A 15,074-nucleotide genomic window follows, 5' to 3' on the forward strand; every position below is an offset into this window, starting at 1 on the left:
ACCGGCCTGCGCGGCGCCTACGAGGTGCCCGTCGCCGGAGGACCCGCCGTCGGTGACAAGGACGGCGCCGCGCTGGAGTCCATCCAGGTCAAGGGGGACACGGTGGCCATCGCCGTGACCTGGCGCGGCACCGGCAGGCCGACCGACCTGCACATCCACCAGGGCGCCAAGGGTGCGCAGCTCACCACCGACCGCGGCGCCTTCTGCGCCAACCTGCACACCGCCGACTTCCCCGGCGGGGCGTTCCGTACCGCGCGGACGATGTGTTCGTGCAGCAGCACTGAGCAAGCAGCATCACCGAGCAAGCGGACGAGTGAGAAGAGGCGCCTTCGCCGCACGACCCCTACGGGTCGGGGGAGGCGTCTCCACCCTTGTGTCATACCGCAGTCGTACGCGGAGTTGGCTCCCGGGTCTGACGCTTCCGGGCCTCCGATTTGGTGAGATGGAAACCAGGGAAATCACCACCACTCACCGATTCGGGTGAGAATGGCGGCTCAGGGTGGGACACGTGCGAGGACGGCCGCCGCCGACGACGGAGGTAAGGCACACATGGCACCGTACGAATCCGACGACAGCACGGGGGCCGCGCAGGGCGACGACGAGACGCGTGCCGAGCGGCGACGCAAGGCCGCACGGTACGTCGTCCCGGTCGCGGTGATGGGGGTGGCCGCGGCCACGATCGGGCTGGTCCCGGCGCTCGCCGACTCCGGTGACCCCAACCTGCCGAAGATCACCGCTCAGGAACTCATCAACAAGATCGCCAAGTCGGACGTGCAGCAGCTGTCCGGCACCGTCAAGATCAGCACCGACCTCGGGCTGCCCGACCTCGGCGGTCTGGAGAGCAGCCTGATGTCCGGGGCCACCCGGGGCAGCGGCGACGGCTCGTCCGCCGACCCGTCGAGCAAGCTCACCGAGCTGGCCTCCGGCACGCACACGCTGCGTGTCGCCGCCGACGGCCCCGAGAAGCAGAAGGTGTCGCTGCTGGAGAGCGGCGCCGAGTACAGCCTCATCCACAACGGCACGGACGTGTGGGGCTACGACAGCAAGTCCAACGAGGTCTACCACTCCACCGTCGCCGACTCCGGCAAGGCCGAGCAGCACGAAGTGCCCGCCACGCCCAAGGACTTCGCCGACGAGGTCCTCAAGTCGGTCGACGACACCACCTCGGTGACGGTCGACGGCACCGCCCAGGTCGCCGGCCGCGACGCCTACCGCCTCGTCATCAAGCCCAAGCAGTCCGGCACGACGGTCGGCGCGATCAGCATCGCGGTGGACGCCAAGACCGGCACCCCGCTGAAGTTCACGCTCACCCCGTCGAGCGGCGGCGCGGCCGTGGTCGACGCCGGCTACACCCAGGTCAGCTTCGCCGCCCCGGCCGCCTCGACCTTCGAATTCACCCCGCCCAAGGGCGCCAAGGTCACCGAGGGCGACAAGGTCGGCAAGGCAGGCAAGGCAGGCAAGGCCGACGGGCGGGACAAGGGCGGCAAGGCCTCCGAGACGCCCGGCAACGGCTCCGCGAAGGACCTCGGCAAGGAGGGCTTCGACGTCCTCGGCAAGGGCTGGAACTCCATAGCCGTCCTCGACACCGGCAGCAAGGGCGGCCTGCCCACCGGCTCCGCCTCCGGCAGCGGCGACCTGAGCGGCTTCCTCGGCTCGCTCGGCGACCCGGTCTCCGGCAAGTTCGGCAAGGGCACGGTCTTCTCCACCCGGCTGATCAACGCCCTGATCACCGACAACGGCAAGGTCTACGTCGGCGCGGTGAACAAGGCCGCGCTGGTGAAGGCGGCGAACGCGGGGTAGCGAAAGGCGGGGTGGGTACCGCAAGTACCCTGTTCCGCACGACGAATCGAGGGAGCCGATGGACCAGCCGTCCGCCACGGAGCGGAAGCCGGAGGAACCGGGGAGCTCAGGGGACCCGGATGGCTCGGGAAACTCGGGGGACCCCGCCGGCTCGGCTGGCTCGGGGGGCTCTGGAGGCGAAGCTCCGGCGAGCGCGAGCGTCATCGACACCCGTGGCCTCACCAAGCGCTACCGCGGCGGACAGCTCGCCGTGGACGGTCTCGACCTGACCGTCCCGGCGGGCAGCGTCTTCGGCTTCCTCGGTCCCAACGGCTCCGGCAAGACCACCACCATCCGCATGCTGATGGGCCTGATCGAGCCCACCTCGGGCACGGCCCGCGTCCTGGGCCGCCCCATGCCGCGCGCCTCCCGCGCCGTACTGCCGCACGTCGGCGCCCTCATCGAGGGCCCGGCCCTGTACGGCTTCCTCTCCGGCCGCGACAACCTGCTGCGCTACGACGCCGCCGACCCGACCGCCGACCCCCGCACCCGGCGCGCCCGCGTCGAGGCCGCGCTGGACCGGGTGGGGCTGACGGCCGCCGCCGCGAAGAAGGCCAAGGCCTACTCCCTCGGCATGAAGCAGCGCCTGGGCCTGGCCGCCGCGCTGCTGCAGCCCCGCAGACTGCTGGTGCTGGACGAGCCGACCAACGGCCTGGACCCCCAGGGCATGCGGGAGATCCGTTCCCTGGTGCGGGAGCTGGCCGGGGACGGCACCACCGTCTTCCTCTCCTCCCACCTCCTCGACGAGATCGAGCAGGTCTGCACCCACGTGGCCGTGATGGCCCAGGGCCGGCTGATCACCCAGGGCCCGGTCGCCGACCTGGCGGCCGGTGCGCGCGGCCGGCTCGTCGTGACCACCCCGGACACCGGTGACGCCGCCCGGGTGCTCAAGGAACAGGGCGTCGCGGACGTCGTCGCCGCCGAGGACCGGGTGACCGGCGAGCCGCCCGAGCGCGACCTCGCCGAGGTGAACGCGGCGCTCGTCGCGGCAGGCGTCCGGGTCCGGGGCTTCACGCTCGAACGGGCCTCGCTGGAGGACGCGTTCGTGGCGCTGACCGGGGAGGGCTTCGATGTCGCAGGCTGACGTGGCGGTCGTAGCAGGAGCGGACGGAACGGCCGTACGGCCCAACCCGCTGTGGACCCTCGGTCTGCTCCGCAGCGAACTGGTCACCACCCTCCGGCGCTGGCGCACCCTCGCGCTGCTCGGCGTGCTCGCGGCGGTGCCGATTCTGGTCGGCATCTCCGTGAAGATCGAGACGAGCGGCGACGGACAGGTCGGCCGGGGCGGCGGCGGGGGCCCGGCGTTCATCTCGCAGATCACCAACAACGGACTGTTCCTGGTGTTCACGGCACTGGCCGCCACCCTGCCGTTCTTCCTGCCGATGGCCGTCGGCGTGGTGGCCGGGGACGCGATCGCGGGCGAGGCCAACGCGGGCACCCTGCGCTATCTGCTCGTCGCCCCGGCGGGCCGTACCCGCCTGCTGCTCACCAAGTACGCGACGACGATGGCCTTCTGCCTGCTCGCCACCCTGGTGGTGGCCGCCTCCGCCCTCGCCGTCGGCGCGCTCCTCTTTCCGCTCGGCGACCTGACGACGATCTCCGGCACCCAGATCTCCTTCGCCGAGGGACTCGGCCGCGCCCTGCTGATCGCCCTGGTGGTGGCCGCGTCCCTGACCGGCATAGCCGCCCTCGGCCTGTTCGTGTCCACTCTCACCAGCAGCGGGATCGCGGCGATGGCCACCACCGTCGGCCTGCTCATCACCGTCCAGATCCTCGACCAGATCCCCCAGTTGCACGCCCTCCAGCCGTACTTCTTCTCCCACTACTGGCTGTCCTTCGCCGACCTGATGCGCGACCCCGTCTACTGGGACGACCTCGTCAAGAACCTGGAACTGCAGGCCCTGTACGCGGCGGTGTTCGGTTCGGCGGCCTGGGCGCGGTTCACCACGAAGGACATCACCGCGTAGCGGAGCGGTCCGGCCACCCGGGCGCCGCACGGCTGCCGCCCCCTTCCTGGTGCGAGGCTGTGACGTCGCGGTGACGTGGGAGCCGCGCCGAGCGGAGAGACTGGATCGTACGCACGGGTACGACCGGATGGTGACGCCGGGGGAATGAGGGCCGATGTCCCGACTCAGCAGCAAGGAGCAGCGGGAAGTCCAGGAGGAAGGGTGCCTGGTTCCGGTCGACGTCCGGGTGGCGGACCGCGCCGCGTCCGTGGACGGCGTACCGCTGCTTCCGGGGCCCGGTGAGGAACCCCAGCACGCGGTCCTCAACCACCTCCACCACCTCGCCCGCACCACCGGCCGCCCGGTCCTGGCCACGGTCCAGGACACCCGTATCGGCTATGTCGTCTCCCTACGGGTGAATCTGGACGGCTCCAGCAGCTTCACCGGCGACCCGGTACGGATGACCGCGTCGGCCGAGCCGAAGGAACCCGCACCGGCCGCCGAGCCCGAGCGGCAGCCCCGCCGGGACCGGTCGGCTCCTCTCCTGCGGGCCGTCGACGAGCCCGCTCCCGTACGGGACGCGGCCCCGTCGTTCCCCCTGCTGCGGGCGGTACCGGAACCGCCCGCCCCACCGGCACCGGCCGTACCGCCCGCCCCCGCACCGGGTACCGTCCAGGCGCCCACCGGCAGCTTCGGCCCGCCGCCCGTCATGAGCGCCCTGGTCCCGGCTCCGGCTCTCGCTCCGGCCCCGGCCTCAGCCCCGGATCCCGTCCTTCTCGGCGAGCCGCTCGTCGAACGGGAGCCCGACCCCAGGCACACCCCCGCCCGCGGCTTCGACGCGGTCGCCGAGGAGGTGCTCGGGGACGAGCCCGTGACCGTGACGGCGGAGGGGGCCGCGCTGCTCACCGAGCCGATGGCGCGGATCAACGAGGCCGTCCGGGCGGGCCGTATCGAAGCGGCGGCCGAGCTCGCTGAGCGCACCGTCGCCGAGGCGTCCGCGATCCTCGGCGACCGCCACACCGAGGTGCTGCACCTGCGCGAACTGACCGCGTACATCGCCTACCTCGCGGGCGACCCGCTGCGCGCCTTCCACCTCTCCCTCGACCTGGCCCGGCAGCGCCGGCAGGCGCGGGACGCCGAGGGTGCGTACGGCAATGTGCGCAGCGCGGCCACCGCCTGGCGCGCGGTGCGCGACCCGGAGCACGGCCTGCGCCTCGGCCACGACCTGATCGACCTGTGGACGCAGCTCACCACCGAGGACGGTCCGGCGGCCGACGAGCCCGACGAACTGGAGTCGGCCCGCGCCCGCATGGCCCGCCTCACGGAACGCGCCCGCCGCGCGGCCGAGAACAAATAGCCGAAAGCGAGCAGTCGAGAGCGGGCAGTAGGCGTCACTGCACAGCAAGCTGGCGCTACTGCACGCAGAACTCGTTGCCCTCCGGGTCGGCCATCACGGTCCACTCACCGGCCGGCTCGGACACATGCCGTACCACGGTCGCGCCCAGCCCCTCGAGGCGCGTCACCTCGTCCGCCCGCTGTCCGTGCCCGGAGTGCAGATCGACGTGCAGCCGGTTCTTGCCGGACTTCGCCTCCGGCACTCGCTGGAACAGCAGCCGCCGCCCCAGCCCCGTGCCGCGCTCCTCGTCGTACGGGTCGTCCGGATGCCGTACGGCGATCAGGTCCCGGAAGGCGGCACGCCCGTGGTACTCGACGGTGGCCGCGCCGGGCAGCGCGCCCAGTTCCAGCAGGCGTTCGACGAACGCGCTGTTGTCCTCGGCCACGTAGTGCAGCGCGGCGGCCCAGAAGTCGGCCTGTGCGTGCGGGTCGCGGGCGTCGATGACGAGTTTCCAGTGCAGGGGTGCGGGCGTCTGCGTCATGCCGCCCACTTATAGCCGACGGCCGGGGACCTCACACCGGACTTGCGGGAGTCTCCGCGGCGGGCGTCGCCGGCCGTGGCAGGGGCGCTGTCGCGAGGGCACGCGCGGCCCGGTGGGCGGTGCGCAGCGCGTCCCAGGTGAGCAGGGCGAGGGCGAGCCAGACCAGGGCGAAGCCGGCCCAGCGTGCGGTGGGCATGGCCTCGTGGAAGTAGAGGATGCCGAGCAGGAACTGGAAGACCGGCGCGAGGTACTGCAGCAGGCCGAGCGTCGAGAGCGGGACGCGGATCGCGGCGGCGCCGAAGCAGACCAGGGGGAGCGCGGTGACGATGCCGGTGGAGGCCAGCAGGGCCGCGTGCCCGGCGCCGTCGTTGACGAAGCTGGACTCGCCGTGGCCGGCCAGCCACAGCAGATAGCCGAGCGCGGGCAGGAACTGGATCGCGGTCTCCGCCGCGAGTGACTCGATGCCGCCGAGGTTGACCTTCTTCTTGACGAGCCCGTAGGTGGCGAAGGAGAAGGCGAGGACGAGGGAGATCCACGGCGGCTGCCCGTAGCCGACGGCCAGCACGACGACGGCGGCGAAACCGACGCCCACCGCCGCCCACTGCACGGTCCGCAGCCGTTCCTTCAGCAGCAGCACGCCCATGGCGATGGTCACCAGGGGGTTGATGAAGTAGCCGAGCGAGGCCTCGACCACGTGCCCGGCGTTGACGGCCCAGATGTAGACGCCCCAGTTGACGGTGATCACGGTGGCGGCGACCGTCACCAGCGCCAGTCGGCGGGGCTGCCGCAGCAGCTCACCGGCCCAGGCCCAGCGTCGTACGAAGAGCAGTGCCACGACGACGAAGAGCAGGGACCACACCATCCGGTGGGCCAGGATCTCCACCGAACCGGCGGGCTTCAGCAGCGGCCAGAAGAGGGGGACCAGGCCCCACATCCCGTAAGCCGCGAAGCCGTTCAGCAGCCCTGCCCGCCGCTCGCCCTTCGATATGTCGGCCACAGGCCCTCCTCGTCCCCGGTTTCAGCACGCCTGGACGAAGGTAACGCCGGGAACCCCTGTCTGTCATGGCCGTATCGGCATACGGTCATGACAGACAAGGGTGGGTGCATCCGGGCAGGTCAGCCCTTGAGTGCGACGGCGACGGCCTCGGAGATCGGGGAGGTCGGGCGGCCGGCCAGGCGGGAGAGGTCGCCGGAGTCGACGACCAGTTCGCCCTTGGCGATCGACGCGTCGACGTCGACCAGGATCGCGGCGAACATCTCGGGCACCCCGGCGCCGGTCAGGATGCCCTGGAGCACCTCGCCGGGCACGGAGTTGTAGGCGATGTCCTTGCCGGTCTGCTCGGCGATCACGGCCGCGTACTCGGCGAAGCTCCAGGCGACGTCGCCGCCCAGCTCGTACGTCTGGTTCTCATGGCCCTCACCGGTCAGCACGGCGACCGCGGCGGCCGCGTAGTCGGCGCGGGAGGCGGAGGAGACACGGCCCTCGCCGGCCGCCGCGACGACGGCGTTGTGCTCCAGGACCGGGGCGAGGTTCTCGGTGTAGTTCTCGTGGTACCAGCCGTTGCGCAGCAGGGTGTACGGCAGACCGGAGGCGAGCAGCACCTCCTCGGTGGCGCGGTGGTCGTCGACCAGCGAGGCGTGCAGGCTGCCCGGGGCGCTGGTGTAGGCGAGCAGGGCCACGCCGGCCGCCTTGGCGGCGTCGATGACGACCTGGTGCTGGGCGGGGCGGCCCTTGTCGAACTCGTTGCCGGAGATCAGCAGCACCTTGTCGCCGGCGGCGAAGAGGCCGTCGAAGGTCTCGGGGGCGTTGTAGTCGGCGACGGCGATCTTCACGCCCTTGGCGGCGAAGTCGGCGGCCTTGGCCTCGTCGCGCACGACGGCGGTGATCTGCTCGGCCGGGACCTTCTCCAGCAGCTGGGTCACGACGTGACGGCCGAGGTGTCCGGTGGCTCCGGTGACAACGATGCTCATGGTCTGCGATCTCCTTGTGGGGTTCCGTTGGCACTAACCCTAGGAGGAGCGCTAACTGAAAGAAAGTACCCACTTTGAAGTAAGGTACTTGCATGACCGTAAGTACCCCGGAAGCAGTCGTCCCGGCGGGCGGAGCCGACCGGTACGTCGTCGGTGAGGCGATGTGCCCCTACCGTCTGGTCCTGGAGCACGTCACCAGCCGCTGGGGCGTCCTGGTCCTGATCCAGCTCCTCGACCGCCCCTACCGCTTCAGCGAACTGCGCCGCGCGATCGGCCGGGTCAGCGAGAAGATGCTCACCCAGACCCTCCAGACGCTGGAACGCGACGGCCTCGTCCACCGGGACGCCAAGCCGGTCATCCCGCCCCGGGTCGACTACTCCCTCACCGACCTCGGCCGCGAGGCGGCCCTGCAGGTGAAGGATCTGGCCCTGTGGACCGAACGGCGGATGCCGGACGTGGCACGGGCCCGGGAGGCCTACGACGAGGCGAAGCGCGCCTAGGAGCCAGGGGCCCGGAACGTGAGGCGGGGCCCGGACATCGCGTCCGGGCCCCGCCTCATGGCTGCCTGGCTCGTCAGCCCACGACCGTCCAGGTGTCCCCGCCGGCCAGCAGGGCCGCGAGGTCGCCCTTGCCGTGCTGTTCCACGGCGGTGTCCAGCTGCCCTGACATCTGGACGTCGTAGACGGGCCGTTCCACCGCGCGGAAGACGCCCACGGGCGTGTTGTGCAGGGTGTCCGGGTCCGCCAGCCGGGACAGCGCGAACGCCGTGGTGGGGGAGGGCGAGTGGGCGTCGTGGACGAGGATCTCGGACTCGTTCTCCGCCGTCACGTCGACCACCAACAGATCACCGGTGAGCCGGTCGCGTACGACACCGCGCGCGCCGTCCGCGCCGAAGCGGATGGGCCGCCCGTGCTCCAGGCGGATCACCGCCTCCTCGGCGGACTGCTTGTCCTTCAGGGCGTCGAAGGCGCCGTCGTTGAAGATGTTGCAGTTCTGGTAGATCTCGATCAGGGCCGTGCCGGGGTGGGCGGCGGCCGCGCGCAGCACCTCGGTCAGGTGCTTGCGGTCGGAGTCGATGGTGCGGGCGACGAAGGACGCCTCGGCGCCGATGGCGAGGGACACCGGGTTGAAGGGAGCGTCCAGCGAACCCATCGGTGTCGACTTGGTGATTTTTCCGACCTCGGAGGTCGGTGAGTACTGCCCTTTCGTCAACCCGTAGATGCGGTTGTTGAAGAGGAGGATCTTCAGGTTGACGTTCCGGCGCAGGGCGTGGATCAGGTGGTTGCCGCCGATGGACAGCGCGTCGCCGTCACCGGTCACCACCCAGACCGACAGGTCCCGCCTGCTGGTCGCCAGCCCGGTGGCGATCGCGGGCGCCCGGCCGTGGATGGAGTGCATGCCGTACGTGTTCATGTAGTACGGGAAACGGGACGAGCAGCCGATGCCCGAGACGAAGACGATGTTCTCCTTCGCCAGTCCCAGCTCCGGCATGAAGCCCTGTACGGCCGCCAGGATCGCGTAGTCGCCGCAGCCGGGGCACCAGCGCACCTCCTGGTCGGACTTGAAGTCCTTCATGGACTGCTTGGCCTCGGCCTTGGGGACGAGCTGGAGCAGTCCGTCGGTGGCGTCGATCGCATCAGTCATCGATGGCCTCCTTGAGCGCCGCGGCGAGCTGCTCGGCCTTGAACGGCATGCCGTTGACCTGGTTGTACGAATGGGCGTCCACCAGGTACCTCGCCCGGATGAGCGTGGCGAGCTGACCGAGGTTCATCTCGGGGATCACGACCTTCTCGTAACGCCCCAGTACGCTGCCGAGATTCCTCGGGAAGGGGTTGAGGTGCCGCAGATGCGCCTGCGCGATCGCCTCGCCGTCCCGGCGCAGCCGGCGGACCGCCGCGGTGATCGGCCCGTACGTCGAACCCCAGCCCAGCACCAGGGTCCTCGCTCCGTCCGGATCGTCGACCTCGAGGTCCGGTACGTCGATGCCGTCGATCTTGGCCTGCCGGGTGCGGACCATGAAGTCGTGGTTGGCGGGGTCGTAGGAGATGTTGCCCGTGCCGTCCTGCTTCTCGATGCCGCCGATGCGGTGTTCGAGGCCGGGCGTGCCGGGGATCGCCCACGGTCGCGCGAGGGTCTGAGGGTCGCGTTTGTACGGCCAGAAGACCTCGGTGCCGTCGTCGAGGGTGTGGTTGGGGCCGCTCGCGAACTGCACCCGCAGATCCGGGAGCTCCTCCAGCTCCGGGACGCGCCAGGGTTCGCTGCCGTTGGCCAGGTAGCCGTCCGAGAGGAGCATCACGGGGGTCCGGTATTTCAGCGCGATCCGGGCGGCCTCCAGCGCCGCGTCGAAGCAGTCGGCCGGGGTCCGCGGGGCGATCACCGGGACCGGCGCCTCGCCGTTGCGGCCGTACATCGCCTGCAGCAGGTCCGCCTGCTCGGTCTTGGTCGGCAGACCGGTGGACGGCCCGCCGCGCTGGATGTCGACGACCAGCAGCGGCAGCTCCAGCGAGACGGCGAGCCCGACCGTCTCCGCCTTCAGCGCCACACCCGGACCGGAGGTCGTCGTCACGGCCAGCGAGCCGCCGAAGGCCGCCCCCAGGGCCGCGCCGATGCCGGCGATCTCGTCCTCGGCCTGGAAGGTGCGCACGCCGAAGTTCTTGTGCTTGCTCAGCTCGTGCAGGATGTCGGAGGCCGGGGTGATCGGGTACGACCCGAGGAACAGCGGCAGATCGGCCTGCCGGGACGCGGCGACCAGGCCGTACGCCAGGGCCAGGTTCCCGGAGATGTTCCGGTAGGTGCCGACCGGGAAGGCGGTCGTCGCCGGGGCGATCTCGTACGAGACGGCGAAGTCCTCGGTCGTCTCCCCGAAGTTCCAGCCCGCCCGGAAGGCCGCCAGGTTGGCGTTCATGACCTCGGGCTTGCGTGCGAACTTCTGCTGGAGGAACTTCTCCGTGCCCTCGGTCGGCCGGTGGTACATCCATGACAAGAGGCCGAGCGCGAACATGTTCTTGCTGCGCTCGGCCTCTTTGCGGGTGAGGTCGAATTCCTTCAGGGCTTCCACGGTCAGTGTGGTCAGCGGCACCGGGTGCAGGCTGTAGCCGTCGAGCGACCCGTCCTCCAGGGGCGAGGTGTCGTACCCGACCTTCTGCATCGCCCGTTTGGTGAACTCGTCCGTGTTGACGATGATCTCCGCGCCGCGCGGCAGATCCCCGATGTTGGCCTTCAGAGCGGCCGGGTTCATCGCGACCAGTACGTTCGGCGCGTCGCCCGGGGTGAGGATGTCATGGTCGGCGAAATGCAACTGGAACGAGGAAACCCCCGGCAAAGTGCCTGCGGGTGCCCGGATCTCGGCGGGGAAATTCGGCAGGGTGGACAGATCGTTGCCGAAAGACGCGGTCTCCGACGTGAACCGGTCACCGGTGAGCTGCATACCGTCACCCGAGTCCCCCGCGAACCGGATGATCACCCGATCCAGACGCCGGACGGTCTTCACACCGCCCGGCTTGCGCTGTTCTCCTACGACGGTTCCGTCGGCCTGTTCCGTTGTCCTGCTGACCTGGCTGGTCACTGAACTGGACCTCCTTCGAGGCGGCTGCCCGGGCGTGGTCGTCCCACGTACCATCCCACCTTCAACCCTACGTCGGTTAGGGTCGCCTTCCCGTGTCCGCTCGCGTGACGGACGGCACATCGAAACGACCTTTTGCCCTGACTTGACACGAGTTTCCCTCCCTCTTGCTGCCTTCAGGTGCCGACACGGTCGCGTTCCGTCACGAGTTCAGATAGGTCAGAACGGCCAGAACGCGCCGGTGGTCCCCCTCGCTCTGTGACAGCCCGAGCTTGAGGAAGATGTTGCTGACGTGCTTCTCGACGGCTCCGTCGCTCACGACCAGCTGCCGTGCGATCGCCGAGTTCGTCCGCCCCTCGGCCATCAGCCCCAGCACCTCCCGCTCCCGCGGGGTCAGCCCGGTCAGCACGTCCTGCTTGCGGCTGCGTCCGAGCAACTGCGCGACCACCTCGGGATCGAGCGCCGTACCGCCCTCGGCGACCCGCACGACGGCGTCCACGAACTCCCGCACCTCGGCGACCCGGTCCTTCAGCAGGTAACCGACGCCCCGGCTGGAACCGGCCAGCAGTTCGGTGGCGTAGCGCTCCTCCACGTACTGTGACAGCACCAGCACCCCGAGCTCCGGATGCGCCTTCCGCAGCCGCACGGCGGCCCGCACCCCTTCGTCGGTGTGCGTCGGCGGCATCCGCACATCCGCCACGACGACGTCCGGCATCGCCCCCTGCGCGTTCAGATCGGCGATGGTCTTGAGCAGCGCCTCCGCGTCTCCGACACCCGCGACGACATCGTGCCCCCGGTCGGTCAACAGCCGGGTCAGCCCCTCCCTGAGCAGCACGGAATCCTCGGCGATGACCACCCGCACCCTGTCCTCCACGATCTCCCGGCCCCCCACAACCCCGTCCGGCGTACATGCCTGCCCTGTCCGAAAGTCCAGCATTCCAGCATTCGGATCGGAGTGCGTCGGGGTAAGGAGAGGAGGCGGGCCAAATCAGCCCGGCCGGTGTCCGAGGAGGGTGCTCAGCCTCGCCAGGGCAGCTCCGCCGTCACTCGCGTGGGCCCGCCCGCCGGGGAGTCGACCACCAGGATCCCGTCGACCGCGTCCAGCCGCTCGGCCAGCCCCGCGAGCCCCGACCCCCCGGCCGTGTCCGCACCCCCCACCCCGTCGTCCACGACCTGCAGCATCAACCGGTCCTCGCTGCGCCACACATCCACCGCCGCCGCGCTCGCCCGCGCGTGCTTGCTGATGTTCTGCAGCAGCTCGGACACCGTGAAGTACGCGATCCCCTCGATCGCCGCCGCCGGCCGCTCGGCCAGGTCCACCTCCACCCGCACCGGCACCGTGCACCGCGAGGCCACCGAGGACAGCGCCGCGTCCAGCCCCCGGTCGGTCAGCACGGCGGGATGGATCCCGCGGGCCAGGTCCCTGAGCTCCTGCAGCGCGGTCTTCACCTCACCGTGCGCGTCGTCCACCATCCGCGCCGCGGCCTGGGGGTCCTCCCGCAGCTTCTCCTTCGCCAGCCCCAGATCCATGGCCAGCGCCACCAGCCGCGCCTGCGCGCCGTCGTGCAGATCCCGCTCGATGCGCCGCAGATCGGCGGCGGCCGTGTCGACGACCACCCCCCGGTCGGACTCCAGCTCCACCACCCGCGACGCCAGCTTCGACGGCCCGAGCAACCCGTGCACCATCACCCGGTCCACCAGCGTCAGCGCCCGCACGATCCACGGCGTGGCCAGCGTGAACAGCAGCCCCACCAGCGCCGTCACGGTGATCTCGAACGGGTTGTCGAGGTAGACGCTGTGGTGCGCGTCGCCGTACAGCTGAATCCCGCCCTGGCCGACCCACACCGGGAAGACCCAGAACCACAGCGGGTACGTCAGCAGGACCCAGCCGTACGCCCAGAAATTGAGCGCGACGACGAACGACAACATCGACCAGGGGAACTGCAGGACCGCGTACAGCAGGTGCTTCCAGGACGTGCCGCTCTTCAGCACCGCGCCGATCCAGGCGAAGAACCCCGGCTTGCGCATCCTGAGCGGTTCCGGGTCGGCCACCTCCAGCCTCAGCAGCCCACGCGCGCGTGCCCGCTCCAGCACCCCGAAACCCCGGCACCCGGCGAGGGCCATCGCCAGCAGCGGGACCCCGATGAAGGTCACCAGCAGACCGACACCGAGGGACAGCATCGTCACCGTCCACACGAACAGCGTGACGCCGATCGGAAAGCCCAGCAGGACATAGGCGAACTCACGCCAGCTGCGCGCCTCGAACGGCGCCCGCAGCACGGCCGGCACGCGATGCCGACGCTCACCGTACGGCTCGTAAAGCCCGTACGGCTCGTAAAGCCCGTACGGCCCCTGGTCGTACCCGCCGTGGTCCTGCCCGTACCCGTGTCCGTACTCCGTGGCCATCGGCGTCGTCCCGTCCCGTCCTGTCCCAGTCCCATCGGCCCTGTCCTGCCGTAGCTCCACCCTGCTGTGCCGCAGGTCCACGGACCATGGAGGCCGTCGGCGTCTCGGACGGGGGGTTTACCCCACCCCCCGTTCCCGTGCTACGACCGGTCGCGCCAGGGCAGCTCGGCGGTGACCGTCGTGGGGCCGCCGGCCGGTGAGTCGACGACGAACAGGCCATCCACCGCGCCCAGCCGGTCCGCGAGCCCCCGCATCCCGGTGCCACGGTCCAGGCTCGCCCCGCCGCGCCCGTCGTCCTGCACCTGGATCAGCAGCCGGTCGTCGGTCCGCCACACGTCGACCGAGGCCCTGCGCGCCCCGCTGTGCTTGCTGATGTTCTGCAGCAGCTCGGAGACGGTGAAGTAGGCGATGCCCTCGATCGCCGGCGCCGGTCTGGCCGGCAGGTCGGCGGTCACCTGCACCGGCACCGTGCACCGCGAGGCGACCGAGGACAGCGCCGCGTCCAGCCCCCGGTCGGTCAGCACCGCCGGGTGGATGCCGCGGGCGAGGTCCCTGAGCTCCTGCAGCGCCAGCTTCACCTCGCCGTGCGCCTCCTCGACCATCGCGGCGGCCGAGTCGGGATCCTCCAGCAGCTTCTCCTTCGCCAGACCGAGCCCCATCGCGAGGTTGACGAGACGGGCCTGCGCGCCGTCGTGCAGATCCCGCTCGATGCGCCGCAGATCGGCGGCGGCCGTGTCCACCACGACCCCCCGGTCCGACTCCAGTTCGGCGATCCGGCGCTCCAGCTCGTCGGAGGGCGACAGCAGCCCGCGGACCATCGCCCGGTCCGCGTTCGCCAGCCCGCGCGCGATGAACGGCAGCACCGGCCACAACACGAACAGAGAGGTCAGCACGGTGCAGAACGTGAGGATGCCCCAGGGCAGCCGGATGAAGTCGTACAGCAGCGTCCGCCAGCCCACCGGATCCTTCAGCGCCATCCACAACCGCTGTGTGCCCGCACCACGCGTGGCCCTCGGCATCGGACTCGGCTCGTCCACCCGCACCCCGAGCAACGCACGCGCGCGTGCCCGCTCCATCTTCCCCAGCTGCCGGGCGCCCAGGAGCGACGCCGCGAGCAGGGGTATGCCGACCACCGTGAGCGTCAGCAGACCGCTCACCCACAGCACCGTGAAGGCGTAGACGAAGCCGAACACCGATATCGGCAGGTTCAGCAGGAGGTGCGCGATCTCCTTCCAGGTGTGACTGTCGTAGGCGAGGCGCACGGGCGGCAGCCGCTCGCGGTCATCTCTGCCGTCGGTGGAGCCGGGGGAACGGGGTGCGGGTGCGGTCATATGCGCCAGCGTGCCGTGCGCCGTGGCGCCGCGCCATGGAGTTCGCCGCCCGGGTCACCCTGGGGAAAACCCCACCGGTCTCCCCGGCGTCGCATCCCACCCTGTGACGGCCTGCTTACCGTGTCTTTATCAGGGCCTAGAC

Annotated in this window: 14 protein-coding genes; 6 read left to right on the forward strand and 8 right to left on the reverse strand. The window is 70.7% G+C overall.

Translation table 11 applies throughout. The features are described 5' to 3' along the window. Positions 1–6: 6 nt before the first annotated feature. The 5 genes from AB0D85_RS00595 to AB0D85_RS00615 all read left to right on the forward strand — a co-directional run bounded on the left by AB0D85_RS00595 (position 7) and on the right by AB0D85_RS00615 (position 5,142). Positions 7–441 (forward strand): CHRD domain-containing protein, encoded by a 435-nt coding sequence (locus AB0D85_RS00595; protein WP_362313402.1) that lies wholly within the window; start codon positions 7–9, stop codon positions 439–441. Between the two features lie 108 nt (positions 442–549). Beyond that, a complete protein-coding gene (locus tag AB0D85_RS00600; protein WP_362311996.1) occupies positions 550–1,800 on the forward strand; it encodes a DUF2092 domain-containing protein in 1,251 nt (416 codons plus the stop codon). Positions 1,801–1,858: 58 nt separating this feature from the next. Beyond that, positions 1,859–2,923: an ABC transporter ATP-binding protein gene (locus AB0D85_RS00605; RefSeq protein ID WP_362311998.1), complete on the forward strand. Its 1,065-nt coding sequence runs from the start codon at positions 1,859–1,861 to the stop codon at positions 2,921–2,923. Further along, a complete protein-coding gene (locus AB0D85_RS00610) occupies positions 2,910–3,806 on the forward strand; it encodes an ABC transporter permease (protein WP_362311999.1) in 897 nt (298 codons plus the stop codon). The genes AB0D85_RS00605 and AB0D85_RS00610 overlap by 14 nt, the downstream gene beginning before the upstream one ends. Positions 3,807–3,960: 154 nt before the next feature. After that, the gene (locus AB0D85_RS00615) at positions 3,961–5,142 is read left to right on the forward strand and encodes a tetratricopeptide repeat protein (protein WP_362312001.1); all 1,182 of its coding nucleotides are present in this window, start codon (positions 3,961–3,963) and stop codon (positions 5,140–5,142) included. 55 nt (positions 5,143–5,197) lie between these two features. Here the strand turns inward: AB0D85_RS00615 and AB0D85_RS00620 are convergent, their stop codons facing one another. The 3 genes from AB0D85_RS00620 to AB0D85_RS00630 all read right to left on the reverse strand — a co-directional run bounded on the left by AB0D85_RS00620 (position 5,198) and on the right by AB0D85_RS00630 (position 7,633). Continuing rightward, complete coding sequence (locus tag AB0D85_RS00620; protein ID WP_362312003.1) at positions 5,198–5,662, reverse strand: VOC family protein; 465 nt, start codon at positions 5,660–5,662, stop codon at positions 5,198–5,200. A 31-nt stretch (positions 5,663–5,693) separates the two neighbouring features. Beyond that, on the reverse strand, positions 5,694–6,659 hold the full coding sequence (gene rarD / locus AB0D85_RS00625) for an EamA family transporter RarD (RefSeq protein WP_362312005.1): 966 nt from the start codon (positions 6,657–6,659) through the stop codon (positions 5,694–5,696). 119 nt (positions 6,660–6,778) lie between these two features. Then, positions 6,779–7,633 carry an SDR family oxidoreductase gene (locus tag AB0D85_RS00630; protein WP_362312007.1) on the reverse strand — a complete coding sequence of 285 codons (855 nt, stop codon included), beginning with the start codon at positions 7,631–7,633 and terminating at the stop codon, positions 6,779–6,781. 92 nt (positions 7,634–7,725) lie between these two features. On the opposite strand from AB0D85_RS00630, the gene AB0D85_RS00635 reads away from it, so the two are divergent. After that, complete coding sequence (locus tag AB0D85_RS00635) at positions 7,726–8,133, forward strand: helix-turn-helix domain-containing protein (RefSeq protein ID WP_362312009.1); 408 nt, start codon at positions 7,726–7,728, stop codon at positions 8,131–8,133. Between the two features lie 73 nt (positions 8,134–8,206). On the opposite strand, the gene AB0D85_RS00640 is transcribed toward AB0D85_RS00635, so the two are convergent. From AB0D85_RS00640 to AB0D85_RS00660, 5 genes are all read right to left on the reverse strand, one after another. Then, positions 8,207–9,277, reverse strand: a complete 1,071-nt coding sequence (locus AB0D85_RS00640) for a 2-oxoacid:ferredoxin oxidoreductase subunit beta (RefSeq protein WP_362312011.1) — start codon at positions 9,275–9,277, stop codon at positions 8,207–8,209. Continuing rightward, positions 9,270–11,198 (reverse strand): 2-oxoacid:acceptor oxidoreductase subunit alpha, encoded by a 1,929-nt coding sequence (locus AB0D85_RS00645; protein WP_362312013.1) that lies wholly within the window; start codon positions 11,196–11,198, stop codon positions 9,270–9,272. Before AB0D85_RS00645 ends, AB0D85_RS00640 begins: the two co-directional genes overlap by 8 nt. Before the next feature lie 199 nt (positions 11,199–11,397). Then, positions 11,398–12,057: a response regulator transcription factor gene (locus AB0D85_RS00650; RefSeq protein ID WP_362313404.1), complete on the reverse strand. Its 660-nt coding sequence runs from the start codon at positions 12,055–12,057 to the stop codon at positions 11,398–11,400. A 155-nt stretch (positions 12,058–12,212) separates the two neighbouring features. Beyond that, the gene (locus tag AB0D85_RS00655) at positions 12,213–13,601 is read right to left on the reverse strand and encodes a sensor domain-containing protein (protein ID WP_362312015.1); all 1,389 of its coding nucleotides are present in this window, start codon (positions 13,599–13,601) and stop codon (positions 12,213–12,215) included. A gap of 140 nt (positions 13,602–13,741) precedes the next feature. After that, entirely contained in the window at positions 13,742–14,932 is a 1,191-nt protein-coding gene (locus AB0D85_RS00660) for a sensor domain-containing protein (RefSeq protein ID WP_362312017.1), read from the reverse strand. Positions 14,933–15,074 lie beyond the last annotated feature (142 nt).

Source organism: Streptomyces sp. NPDC048277, from assembly GCF_040652235.1.
GTDB lineage: Bacteria > Actinomycetota > Actinomycetes > Streptomycetales > Streptomycetaceae > Streptomyces.